12 protein-coding genes are annotated in these 13,531 nt (G+C 31.0%); 11 read left to right on the top strand and 1 reads right to left on the bottom strand.

Annotated features, from left to right (window positions below):
* Nucleotides 1-53: 53 nt before the first annotated feature.
* Complete coding sequence (locus tag bsdtb5_RS20695) at nucleotides 54-839, bottom strand: adaptor protein MecA (protein ID WP_271713843.1); 786 nt, start codon at nucleotides 837-839, stop codon at nucleotides 54-56.
* A gap of 627 nt (nucleotides 840-1,466) precedes the next feature.
* Here bsdtb5_RS20695 and pflB point away from each other — a divergent pair.
* From pflB to cwlD, 11 genes are all read left to right on the top strand, one after another.
* Nucleotides 1,467-3,503: a formate C-acetyltransferase gene (gene pflB, locus bsdtb5_RS20690; protein ID WP_271713842.1), complete on the top strand. Its 2,037-nt coding sequence runs from the start codon at nucleotides 1,467-1,469 to the stop codon at nucleotides 3,501-3,503.
* A gap of 180 nt (nucleotides 3,504-3,683) precedes the next feature.
* A complete protein-coding gene (locus bsdtb5_RS20685; RefSeq protein WP_271713841.1) occupies nucleotides 3,684-3,887 on the top strand; it encodes a hypothetical protein in 204 nt (67 codons plus the stop codon).
* A gap of 41 nt (nucleotides 3,888-3,928) precedes the next feature.
* Nucleotides 3,929-4,165 (top strand): autonomous glycyl radical cofactor GrcA3, encoded by a 237-nt coding sequence (grcA3, locus tag bsdtb5_RS20680; protein ID WP_271713840.1) that lies wholly within the window; start codon nucleotides 3,929-3,931, stop codon nucleotides 4,163-4,165.
* Nucleotides 4,166-4,320: 155 nt separating this feature from the next.
* Complete coding sequence (gene pflA, locus bsdtb5_RS20675; protein WP_271713839.1) at nucleotides 4,321-5,088, top strand: pyruvate formate-lyase-activating protein; 768 nt, start codon at nucleotides 4,321-4,323, stop codon at nucleotides 5,086-5,088.
* 331 nt (nucleotides 5,089-5,419) lie between these two features.
* Nucleotides 5,420-6,817 carry a serine/threonine-protein kinase gene (locus bsdtb5_RS20670; RefSeq protein ID WP_271713838.1) on the top strand — a complete coding sequence of 466 codons (1,398 nt, stop codon included), beginning with the start codon at nucleotides 5,420-5,422 and terminating at the stop codon, nucleotides 6,815-6,817.
* Between the two features lie 52 nt (nucleotides 6,818-6,869).
* Nucleotides 6,870-7,493, top strand: coding sequence for a hypothetical protein (locus tag bsdtb5_RS20665; RefSeq protein WP_271713837.1), 624 nt, complete (start codon nucleotides 6,870-6,872; stop codon nucleotides 7,491-7,493).
* A gap of 11 nt (nucleotides 7,494-7,504) precedes the next feature.
* Nucleotides 7,505-8,422, top strand: coding sequence for a hypothetical protein (locus bsdtb5_RS20660; RefSeq protein WP_271713836.1), 918 nt, complete (start codon nucleotides 7,505-7,507; stop codon nucleotides 8,420-8,422).
* Nucleotides 8,423-8,720: 298 nt separating this feature from the next.
* On the top strand, nucleotides 8,721-8,957 hold the full coding sequence (locus tag bsdtb5_RS20655; protein WP_271713835.1) for a hypothetical protein: 237 nt from the start codon (nucleotides 8,721-8,723) through the stop codon (nucleotides 8,955-8,957).
* A 528-nt stretch (nucleotides 8,958-9,485) separates the two neighbouring features.
* Nucleotides 9,486-10,454: a hypothetical protein gene (locus tag bsdtb5_RS20650; RefSeq protein ID WP_271713834.1), complete on the top strand. Its 969-nt coding sequence runs from the start codon at nucleotides 9,486-9,488 to the stop codon at nucleotides 10,452-10,454.
* A 163-nt stretch (nucleotides 10,455-10,617) separates the two neighbouring features.
* Entirely contained in the window at nucleotides 10,618-12,321 is a 1,704-nt protein-coding gene (locus bsdtb5_RS20645) for a glycosyl hydrolase family 18 protein (RefSeq protein ID WP_271713833.1), read from the top strand.
* Between the two features lie 165 nt (nucleotides 12,322-12,486).
* Entirely contained in the window at nucleotides 12,487-13,182 is a 696-nt protein-coding gene (gene cwlD, locus bsdtb5_RS20640; protein WP_271713832.1) for an N-acetylmuramoyl-L-alanine amidase CwlD, read from the top strand.
* The last annotated feature ends 349 nt before the right edge of the window (nucleotides 13,183-13,531 follow it).

Below are 13,531 nucleotides of genomic sequence, written 5' to 3'. Positions count from 1 at the left end.
AAAAAAGCTTAATGTAATCAACGAATTGATGCATTAAGCTTTCTTTATAAATTTTACATATTAGATAAGATCTGAATAGCCTTATTATTAACAATAATTTCAAAATGTTCTTTAAAGAACGCAGGACTTGCATAAGTAGTACGCTCAGATTTTCCATATTCAGATAATATATTGCATATCTTATTAAACTCTTCTGGTGTATGATCGGATTTGCTAATTACTAAATAATATAAGGAAGTAACAGGGTTCTTATATAGTGTATTATCTCCGTTATAAGATGAAACTAATGTATGAGATAAAGTAATTACGTCATCCAATGCTTTAAATGAATATACTTTAATTAGATTAGTGTTTTTAGCTGGTTCTTTTTCAGGCTGCTTTTTCTCTGTTGATGGCTGATTTTCTTGAGAAAGTGTTTCCTCTAGAGGAACAAAATTATCTGTAGAATCATCATCTAATAAGTTATCAAGTTGATCAAAACAATTCAGTATTTCATCTGCATAAGAAGCATCATCTGATTCTTCTGTAAATATATCTTCATCATCGTCTGTTCCTTGAGAGAACTTCGAAAATCTAGTGTCTAATTCATCAGGATCCTCTACTTTTGTAATAACTAGAATTAAGCATTCTGTGGATACTGGAATAGCTTCAATCATCAAAGGAATATCTTCCGCATCAAAACCAAATTCATATGAGGCTTGTTGCATCATATCTCGAAAAAGAGCTTTTGCTTTTTCTGTACCATATGCTAACTCACTAATACGAAGCTCACGAGTAACTAAATCATCTTTATTTAATGTACAGCGAATTTGATTTTCACTTAGTTTCTCAATCTTCATAGAATCACATCCTTTTTTAGGTATGAGTAACCTTTTGGTGAATGGTTATAAGTTGATACTATCATATTATATTACGGTAATAATAGTATCTTTGTTAGTGTAAACAAAGTATAATTTAAAATACAATCAAAGTCAATATATAATAAGAAATGACTTGTTAATTTGTATTTGTATCATGTAATGCATAAAATCTTTCTGCTTGTTAAAAACTAAAGCTTAGATATTTACTATATTTATATTTTTTGTTATTATAGATCAGATTAAGATGAAGCTTGATTATATATATGATAAATTCTAAATCTATAATTATTATATGTAATTTTACTAATTTATAAATGATAAGTAATTGGTAATGATATAAGACTAAAATTATCCAAAAATTAAAAACATCTTATATTGGCAATTATTTAACAAAGTACTTGACGTGTATACAGTATTCATATATAATAGAATCATAGCAAGAAGGAGAATAGATGATATAAATTTGTTATTATTCTTCTTAACTCAATTGCAATTATTGTTTATAACAAATGATCTACTTATAAGTAGTAATTTTGTTCACCGCAGTTTATTCTATTTAAGCTGCATAAATTAATGAAATGGCTAAATCAAAGGAGGATTTTTTCAATGAAGGCAGAATGGTCAGGATTTGCCGGTGGCAAATGGGAAAATGAAGTTGATGTTAGAGACTTTATTCAAAAGAATTATACATTATATGAGGGAGATGATTCTTTCTTAGCAGGTCCTACAAAAGCAACTACAACATTATGGGATCAAGTAATGGAATTAACTAAGGAAGAAAGAGCAAAAGGCGGAGTACTTGATATGGATACAAAGATCATATCAACAATTACTTCACATGGCGCTGGATATTTAAATAAAGATTTAGAAAAAATCGTTGGTTTCCAAACAGACAAACCTTTCAAACGTTCTCTACAACCATATGGTGGTATCCGTATGGCAGAAAAAGCTTGTTCTGATAATGGATATACAGTAGATCCAGAAGTTTCTGAGTTCTTCTCAACTCATAGAAAAACTCATAATGCTGGTGTATTCGATGCGTATACAGCTGAAATGAGAGCTGCAAGATCAAACCACATCATCACAGGTCTTCCAGATGCTTACGGACGTGGACGTATCATCGGTGACTACCGTCGTGTTGCTTTATATGGTATTGATTTCTTAATTCAAGATAAGAAAAAACAAAAAGATACTACTTCAATGACTATGACTGCAGAAGTTATTCGTGATCGTGAAGAATTATCAGAACAAATCCGTGCATTAGATGAACTTAAAAAATTAGGTGAAATCTACGGATGTGATATTTCTAAACCAGCTACTAATGTTCAAGAAGCTATTCAAGCTTTATACTTTGGATACTTAGCAGCTGTTAAAGAACAAAACGGTGCTGCAATGAGTTTAGGACGTACTTCTACATTTATCGATATCTATGCTGAAAGAGATTTAGCAAACGGTACATTTACAGAAGAACAAATCCAAGAATTCGTAGATCACTTCATCATGAAATTAAGATTAGTTAAATTTGCTCGTACACCAGAATACAACCAAATCTTCGCTGGTGACCCAACTTGGGTAACTGAATCAATCGGTGGTGTTGGTGTTGATGGACGTCCATTAGTTACTAAGAATTCATTTAGATACTTACACACATTAACTAACTTAGGAACTGCTCCAGAACCAAATATGACAGTTCTTTGGTCAACAAGATTACCACATAACTTCAAAGCATTCTGTGCAAAGATGTCAATTCAATCATCAGCTATTCAATACGAAAATGATGATTTAATGAGAGCTACTCATGGTGATGATTACGCAATCGCTTGTTGTGTATCTTCTATGAGAGTTGGTAAGGAAATGCAATTCTTCGGTGCTCGTGCTAACTTAGCAAAATGTTTATTATACGCTATCAATGGTGGTGTAGATGAATTAACTAAGAAACAAGTAGGACCAAAGTATAGACCAATTACAGCAGAGTATTTAGACTATAACGAAGTTATGGAAAAATATAAGGACATGATGTCTTGGTTAGCAGGTCTTTATGTAAATACATTAAACGTAATCCACTTTATGCATGATAAATATTGCTATGAGAGATTACAAATGTCTCTACATGATAGAGAAGTAAAACGTTACTTCGCAACTGGTATTGCTGGTTTATCCGTAGTAGCTGACTCACTTTCAGCGATTAAATATGCTAAGGTTAAAGCTGTTCGTGATGAAAATGGTATTGTAACTGAATACGAAGTAGAAGGTGATTTCCCTAAATATGGTAACAATGATGATCGTGTAGATAGCATTGCTACTGAATTAGTTCATACATTTATGGATATGATCAGACAAAACCACACTTACAGAAATGGTGTTCCAACAATGTCAATCTTAACAATTACTTCAAATGTTACTTATGGTAAAAACACTGGATCAACTCCAGATGGTAGACGTCATGGTGAACCTTTAGCTCCAGGAGCTAACCCAATGCACGGACGTGATAGCCATGGTGCTCTTGCATCACTTTCATCTGTAGCAAAATTACCATTCAAAGATGCTCAAGATGGTATCTCAAATACTTTCTCAATTATTCCAGGTGCTCTTGGTAAAGAAGATCAAGTATTTGCTGGTGATTTAGATTTAGATAGATTATAAGATTAATTTAGTATTAAGTGAGAATGGACAGAAGTTACTATTCAGAATGACTGTGTAGTAATGGAGAAAGTAGTAGATATCTACTTTCTCCTATTCTTACAAATGACTGTTAACAATAGAAATGCCTTAGAAGAAGTTTCGCAACTATTCATAGTGTTTCGTGATTAAGGAGTGATGAATATGTCAAATGAAAAGCAAATCAATGATTTAGTCAACATGTTAGACCAATTTGTCTTAGCTGGTGGGGGTCATATGAACGTTGAGGTGGAAGATTCTTCACGTTTAGATGAAGTTCAAGTTGAGACAACGAATAGTAACTGTTGTCAAAAAAATATGGCATGTCAAGTTCCAACCTTACATGAAGGAATTGATGGTGAAGAATAATAAGGTGAAGAATTAAAAAGTATTTAAGGAGGATAATTATTATGGCAAATCAACAAGTTGAAAACTTAGTAGCAATGTTAGATGGATATGTTGAAAAAGGTGGACATCATTTAAATGTTAACGTATTCTCAAGAGAAACATTATTAGATGCACAAGCTCATCCAGAAAGATACCCACAATTAACAATAAGAGTATCTGGTTATGCTGTAAACTTTGTTAAGTTAACAAAGGAACAACAAGATGATGTAATTTCTCGTACATTCCATAATGCAATGTAATTCATTTTTGAATTAATTGAAATACACATTGGTAAAGATATAGAATGCCTGCTATTTGGGCATTCTATTACCAGATAACATAAGAGCCTTTACTAGGCTCTTTTTTAAACTATATGTCCAACTAAGCTAAACCACACTAATAAGGAGGTAATGCTATGAATGGTTATATTCATTCGATTGAGACCTTTGGAACCGTGGATGGACCTGGTGTACGTTATGTAATATTTACACAAGGGTGTCCAATGCGTTGTAAATACTGTCATAATCCTGATACATGGCAACCTAAGATTGGTAATCAAAAATCAGTAGAAGAATTACTTATAGATTATGAAAAATATAAACCTTTTTTAAGAGATGGTGGTATCACGGTAACTGGTGGAGAACCATTGATGCAAATAGATTTTGTTACTGAGTTATTTGAAAAAGCAAGAGAAAAAGAGATTCATACTTGTCTTGATACATCGGGTATTACATTTCAACCAGATAATCCTGCAGTATTAGAAAAGTTTGATCGATTATTAAGTGCGACAGATCTTGTCATGCTTGATATTAAACATATTGATAACAAAGAACATTTGGAATTAACAGGGCAATACAATGATAATATTCTTGCCTTTGCAAAGTATTTAGAAGAGAAAGAAGTTCCTGTATGGATACGTCATGTTGTTGTTCCAACGATAACGGATAATGAAGATTATTTATATCAACTGGGCTATTTTATTGGTAGTCTTAAGAATCTAAAAGCACTTGATGTACTTCCTTATCATGATATGGGTAAAGTGAAGTATGAAAGTTTAAAGATGGAATATCCTCTAAAAGATATCCCACCGTTACCAAAAGAAAGAGCAATTGAAGCAAGAGAAATTATACTAAAAGGCTTGCGCGCACGAAGAGAAGAATTGAGAAACGAACAAGATAAATAACAAGTTAAATAATAGGATGAGGTGTGGTTCGATAGGAATCCACCTCATTTTGCAATAGGTAATTAGACATAGGAATAACAAGTTATTATAATAAGTTGTTCAAGTATGTATCGTAAAATAAGCTAAAATATCGAAAAATGTAAATATCTGTTAATATGTCACAAAAATATTGAAAAATCTTGTTGATTTCGCGAACGAAAAATTACTTGCTTACATAATATGGATTAGCTATAATGATTTTAGAGGTGTTTGATAGATAAGCGAATTGAGTAATATATAATTATGATACTTATTACGAAGTTTAAGGGCATCTAATTAAGAAAGGAGGATTTTGATTAGTAAAATATGGTTTAATAAATATGAGGTAATAGATACTCTTGGTAAGGGTGGCAATGCAACGGTTTACCTTGTAAAACATATAAGATTACAGAGTTATCGAGCGATTAAGAGGATAGATAAAGAGAATAAATTATATTCTCAGATTATTAATGAAGCCAATATTTTAAAGAATATTAGACATAACAATATCCCTATTATTTATGATATAGAAGAGGATGACAAGTATTCCTATATTATAGAAGAATATATGGAAGGAATTACATTAAAGGAATTCCGCCAACAATATCAGATACTTGATGAAGAAATTATTCTTAAATATGCTATACAAGTTTGCGAACTAGTTGAATATTTACACACTTTTGAAAGAAAAATCTTATATTTAGATCTTAAGCCAGACAATATTATTATCTCAGATGAGATTTTAAAGTTAGTTGATTTTGGTAGCGCAATATATTATGCGGACCTTAATAAAAGGAGGTATGCCACTGGAACAAGAGGCTATGCTTCGCCAGAACAATACTCAAGTAATTTTATTGATGAGCGCAGCGATATTTATGGTATTGGAATGTTAATGTTCTATATGATAACTGGTGTCTCATTTAATAAAAATATTAATTCTATTGTAAATATCGATGAGATTCATTCTTGCTCCGATAATCTAAAAAGTATAATTAATAAATGTCTCAAATTATATCCAGCACAAAGATTTCACAATGTACATGAACTAAAAGAAAAATTATTAGAATGCAGTCATAGTAATAATTCTAATTCTCTTATTAAATCAAATAAAACTCTTTCTATTGCAATCGCTGGTTCTCAATGCAGAATAGGCGTGACACATATCTCTATACTCTTAACAACCTATTTAGGAAAATTTATAGGCAAAAGTCTATACTCTGAGAGAAACAACACCCAAACAGTAAATAAAATAGTGAGCCGATATTGTAATGTAAAAAGGTGTGATTATATTTACAGAGTAAATAATATCGAGATGTTGCCTAATTATAATCAAACTGTAATTTTCGATAAGGATTCCTATTCTTATGAAATTAAGGACTTTGGTGTTCTTACGGAAGAAAATAAAGAAAGTTTTCTAAAATCGGACTACAAATGTTTGATACTTGGCTCGAAAGATTGGGAGTTAGAGCATTCAGAAAATGCATTATCTATGTTATCAGAAAATGAAAATATCACATATCTATTTAATTACACAGATGGTAAAACGTATCAAAGCGTGATGAAAAGCATGAAGAATCTCACGGGGTATCGAATACCTTATGAACCAAACCCATTTATGATTAATAATCAAAAAATATGGGAGAATTTTGTCTTCGAGATTTTTCATGTTAAATCAAATAGAAATTTTGCAAGAATATTAGGAAAAATATAAAATAGGTTACATTTTTACAAAGGCCACTGCAGTTGGACTGAGAGGAGTAAAGATGCGAAAAAAGCCTTTTTTAATGAACAAAGAAAGAAATCTTCTTGAGAAAAATAAGAAGATAATAATTGGGGTTATTGGTACTCATAGAGGGGTAGGAGTTACGCATCTTTGTGTAATGTTATCAAATTATCTAAGTGAGGTTATGGGTAAACGAACCGCTGTATTAGAGTGTAATACACATAATGATTTTTCATATATACAAATGGTTTATGAAGGCATGGCTCATAAAGCAATAAATGGAAAAGCGTTTCAGGTATATGATACTTCCTATTATAAAAATGTAACACAGAAAGAGATCGCAGATATTCTAAATAATAATTTTGACTATATCATTATGGATTTAGGAACTGATAGGGATAATGAAGAATTTTTGCGCTGTAATTGTAAATTAGTAGTGAGCAGTTTGTGTGATTGGAAAAGACATGAACTAATAAAGTTCTTGCATTATGCAGAAACCATGAATGGGTATCTTGAATGGGAATACCTAGTTTTATACGGTGACAAATCAGATCTAAAAGAAATAAAACATAATTGGAATATTCATCTTAATCTGATTCCCTTTGAAACGGATCCGTTTCAAGTATCAAAAGAAGTACTAAATTTATTTCAAAAATTTAGCTAAGGGAGGGAAGTATGTCAATCATACGACAAAGAAAGAAGCATCTTATAAAGGCTAGTCTACTTGGAGGTATTGTTGTATTGATACCATTTGTAGTTCTAGTAATATATCTTCTTCTTTTGTTACAAAGTAGTAATCATAAGCTTCAAATGCATCAAAGAAAAGAAAATGAAAGATCTATATGTTATAGCCTTCGAAAAGATATGGATGCAAATCAGATTATAACAAGAACGGATATAAAAGAAGTTTCTGTTTTATTACCTGATAAGTCTAAGAAATGCATAACCATGAATGAAATTCTGGGGAAAAGGGCTAAGCTTAGTCTTAGTAAGAATACATTAGTGACAGATGATTTAATCTACGAAGGCAGTATTTTAGAAGATGATCTAAGATTACATAATTATAATTTTATAAAGTTCCAAGATAAAATTAAAATAGGAGATTTTATTGACATTAGAATTTCATTTCCGAATGGTGCTGATTTTATATTACTTTCTAAGAAAAAAGTAATAGATTTTTCAAATTATAATGTAGAACAAAAGACTAGTAATTCCTTATGGATGGAAGTATCGGAGGAAGAAATATTAAGGTTATCTAGTGCTGTAGTTGATTCTTATCACATTGATGGATGTCAAATCTATGCGATTCTGTATGTTGAGGATACACAGGAGGCATCTACGGTAACTTATCCGACGAACCGTGTAGTACAAGATCTAATGAAAAAAGATCCAAATATTTTAAGAAAGGCTACTAATGTATTAGAGTCTAATCTGAGAAAAGAATTGGAACTAGAGAGATTGTATAATAAGGTAGGATACAATAAAACAGGGGATGGAAATGAAAATGGGGATGTACTAGAAAGTAATTATAATGATACAGATTCACAAGCGCTTGAGGAGAATAAAGAAAATGGAATCGAGTTTATAGATTAGCCAGATTTATTTCTTTATAGAATTAAAGCTACTTCATTTAATTAGTAAAATAGAAGGGTTTATAGGGCAGTTTACTATGTTACAAATGTATTTACTCCAAAAATGAATTATTAAAGTTGACATATCACAAATGACCTCTTTACCGTATATTTATTTTAAAGGCACCAGAAATACAAGTGAAATATTAGATTACAGCAAAATAAACCTTACTATTTTACAAAGTTAATGAGTGAAAAATGGGATAACAGTATAATAGACCTAAGAATTATATAGTGTACGTTTTGGTGGAGGGAGTTACATGAATAAAAAAACAGAAGAGAATAATAGATTATGTGCTTATGAATATCACTTGAATTTATATAAAGAAGCACGGGATAAAAATATGCCTGTTTATTTTAATGAGATATTAGCCTCTGAAAATAATTATAATCAGATGTGTTTGGTATTAGAGGATGGATGCATTATGTCAGACTTTATTTCAAACTATAGTGGTGAAATAATCTCAGTATGTTTTGATAGTATTACGGAGTATTAAAAGTGGAATTAATAAAGAAATAGGACAGTTTAAATGTAAAAAGTAAGATAAGGAACAAAATGAATAAAAACAAATAAAAACCTCTATACGATATTTTGAATTTATATTCCAATCAATCTTTATAATTGATGATACAGGATTTGTTGCATGTTAGGGAGCATCAGTTCGAATGAATTGATGATGTAAACAATATTATTAATTATGTAATATGGTATTTCAAAAAGAAATAGATATCTAATAAGTATAACATGTGTAGTAAATAACTTATTTGATACCTATTTCTTTTTTATATCTAAATCATAGACAATAAGATAAAAGTAACCTCACATATAGTATAGATTTAAATAGCAAGGTATAGTAAAAACAAAAAAAGATAGAATATATTTCATAATATGCTATAATAATGAAATGCAATTTAAAATGAATAGAATTCTAAGATTTAATTCTTAAAAAGAGCAAGTTAGATAGGTCTAGTTTCATTTTTCAAAAGCCACAAGACTTGGAATAAGCAAGCCATTATGAGGGCAGATGGGAGTACATATGTATTGTTATGATATTAGAAAGCAAATAAGAACAGAAAATAGGAGAAAGCTAATCGGTGAAATTGTTATTATGATTACATTAGTTTTCATAACAGCCTTAATTCTCTTAACTTGTAATCTAAAAAACCCATTTGTTGTTGTAGAACCTTCAAATAGTAAACAATTAGATAAGGCGTATAAAAGCGGTGTTGATTATGTTCGTTTTAAGCACGTAAATTTAGAGTTCACCGGATACTACAAGACAAATGAGAGTAATGAAATAATATATAATTGTTATGCATTGACATTAGATGATACCAAGTATTTTGTTTTTGTTCCAGCGAAAGACTCTGATGGCAATAAGGAGAGTCCTAAGTCAGAGATTAATAATTATAGTTTTACCGCAAATATGCAAAAGGATTGGAAACTTATTGAAAAGGTATCGAAAGATTATGATTCCGAAAAAACAGAATTTTTAGAGGAATATGGAGTATCGGATATCATTTTGAATGAAGCTAAATCAGATCGTATGGAGATGTATTTATTATGGGCATTATTTATGTTAATCGTTATAATAAGCCTAGTATACCTAGTGTTATCCCTTCTTCAAGTGAAGCTGATAACAAGAGATAAAGCTGTTAAGAAACTAGTGAATTACGGAAATATACAAGAAATACTGGATTCCATTAATAAAGAAGTATTATCAGAGAAAATTTATGAATCAGGTAAAACAAAACTATTGAAGAACTGGATCATTAGTTTTGACCTAGGTGATATTCACATTATACCAAAACAGATAATTCAAAGTGTTACATTAATAAAAGAGAAAAGAAAAGTATATGGATTCTTTTCAATAGGAGAAGCTAATTTTATGGAGCTGACCTTAACAGATGGGGCTAAAGAAGCAGTCTATGTAAAATCATCTCTCATTGGAGAAGAGATGAAGCAAATTATAGAAAATGAATATATTTCTTAGTGAAGTATCTAGAAAAGATATAGGGTTATAGTTAATAATTCATTTAAAATATATAATGATAGATTAAAATAGATAGAAAAGTTTTGTAAATAAGTCGAATTAAGTAATGACGGTTAGAAAAAAGAATGATATAATGGTTAGTGACCAAGTTGGAGGTGTAAGGATGAGGCGAAAAAAGAAGCAGTTATCGATAGTAACTTTCCTAGTCCTAATCATAGTAGTATCTGTGATAGCGGTGTTAATTATCAAATTTACGCCAAGTAAGAAGGTTATGAGTTTAAAGAAATACTTTAATACAAGCGGTAATGAGGTTGTATTAATACTACAAGATAAAATATATGATAAAAAGGGTGTCATAATAGATGGAACAATCTATGTGGATTATGATACAGTTGCAAGTCAGTTAAATAAGCGTTTTTATTGGGATAATAATGAGAACCTTTTAATCTATACAACGCCTACGGAGATTATTAAAACAGAGGTGGGAAGCAAGGATTATTATGTAAATAAAAGTAAGAGTAGTCTAGATTACGCTATTGTAAAAACTGATGGGGACCATGTATATGTTGCCCTAGATTATGTTAAGAAATTTTCAAATTTAACTTATGAAGCATATAAGAACCCAAATAGAGTGGTGGTTCAATATAAATGGGGAGATGTACTCTCTACTGCAGTTGAAAAAGATACTGAACTAAGATATAAACCTACAATTAAAAGTGATATTTTAGATAAAGTGAAAGCTGGGGATGAATTAACCCTAGTAGATAAAAGTGAAAAGGTTATGAATAACTTCACAAAGGTTATCACAAAGGATGGTATTATCGGATATATTAAGAGCAATAAAGTCAAAGCATCTTATTATAATACATTAAAGAGTAATTATGAAGAGCCTACTTATTCAAGCATAACAAAGGATTATAAGATTAATTTAGTATGGCATCAAGTTACCAACCAACAAGCGAATAATAACTTATTAGGTATGTTAGAGAATACGAAAGGTTTAACAACAATATCACCTACATGGTTTTCTGTTATTTCTAACAATGGTGAGATTTCTTCATTAGCTAGTGATACTTATGTAAATCGTGCGCATGACAATGGGATTGAAGTATGGGCCTTAGTGGATGACTTTAATGTCGAAGTTGATATAAATAAAGTATTATCACGTACATCAAGTAGAGAAAAATTAATTAATGAATTAATCGCTAAAACGATACAATATAACCTAGATGGTATCAATGTAGATTTTGAAAATATAAAACAAAAAACAGGCATTCATTACATTGAATTTATACGAGAGCTGTCAGTAAAATGCCGAAACAATGGTATTGTATTATCGATAGATAATTATGTACCTATGCCTTATTCTAGATACTATGACAGAGAAGAACAAGGTGTTGTAGCTGATTACATTATCATTATGGCATATGATGAACATACGGCATCCTCAGAGGAAAGTGGATCCGTATCTTCTATAGGTTATGTACAAACAGCGATTAAAAACACATTGGAATTAGCTCCTAAGAATAAAATTGTTATGGGAATTCCATTCTACACTAGACTTTGGAAAGAAGTAACAGAAAATGGAGAGACAAAAATAAGTGCAGAAGCATATTCCATGCCTATGGCAGAAGATATAGTGCAGGCAGCTGGAGCTAAGAAGAGATGGGATGACACTACAAAGCAATATTACGCTGAATATAAGAAAGATGGCGCCACTTATAAAATATGGTTGGAAGAAGAGAAATCTATCGAGGCTAAAATGCAATTAATTAATGCAAGCAATCTTGCGGGAGTAGCAGAATGGAGATTAGGTTTCGAAAAGAACAGCATCTGGAATGTAATTCAAAAGTATGTAAATAAATAGAAAATGAATATCGGTTAGACAGGATAAGAGGTATAAGAGGTTAATCTATGGCAGATATAGATTAAAGTCTTATGCCTTTTTGATTATTAAATAAGACCAAATTTGGGAGATATATATTAGGATTGTACTTCATAGAATATATAAACAATAGTATAGGTTATGAATATGAGAAAAAAATATTTTAATGTAGTCTTCTTGGGACTTGTTATTATTGCATTCATTTGCTTTTCTAAAAAAGGTCTATTTGTTATGAACCTAATCCCAGACAATGATGTAAACAAAGTGACAGTATATCTGGATGCAGGGCATGGAGGGTTTGATCCAGGAAAGGTAGGTGTTAATCAAGCTTTAGAAAAGGATATTAACTTAAGCATTACTCTTAAACTAAAAGCTTTCCTAGAACAAAATGGTATTAACGTCATTATGACAAGAGAAGATGATAGGGGGTTATATCAAGAGTCTGACACGAATAAGAAAATGGCTGATTTAAAGAAAAGGGTTGAATTAATTAATGAAAGCGATGCTGTTATTGCAGTAAGTATTCATCAAAATAGTTTTCCACAAGAAAATGTAAAAGGTGCACAGGTATTCTACCATCAATTATCAGCAGAAGGAAAAGAACTGGCAGAGATTCTTCAAGAACAAATAAAGCAATCCATAGCAGATGGAAATAAAAGAGTTGCTAAGCCAAATGATAGTTATTACATGTTAAAGAAAAGTAGATGTCCATTAGTTATAGTAGAATGTGGATTTTTGTCGAATTATACTGAGGCAAGCTTGCTTTGTGATGAAGGATATCAGACTAAGATGGCATGGGCCATTCAAACAGGAATTATGTCATACTTAAATAAAACACATTAGTAAGAGGGTGTATAGTGTGAAATAAAGCGTTTCACACCCCTGATTTGTACGTCGCCAAAGGCGACAGATGGGAGCTAGTGTGAAATGAAAAGCATTTCACACGTTGAATTTAGGCCTGCGAGCAAGTCGCAGGCATGGACGTTATTGTGCAGTATCGCGAGCTAGCTCGCGATATGCATGGGAGTAAGTTTGCCTTTTGTAATGATTGGTGGTATAATATATATTACCTTTGAATGCACACTTTTCTAATTTGAGTGTGGACAGAGATTAAACAAGAGAATTAAAAAAATTATAAGAACAGCATGTTCCTAAATTGATACGCGTTTAGGTGCGTATACGGAAGTTGGTG

It is taken from the genome of Anaeromicropila herbilytica (genome assembly GCF_016591975.1).
In the GTDB taxonomy this organism is placed as follows: Bacteria; Bacillota; Clostridia; order Lachnospirales; family Lachnospiraceae; genus Anaeromicropila; species Anaeromicropila herbilytica.
Note: the sequence above shows the minus strand (reverse complement) of the source record. Positions and strands in the feature narration are given on the sequence as shown.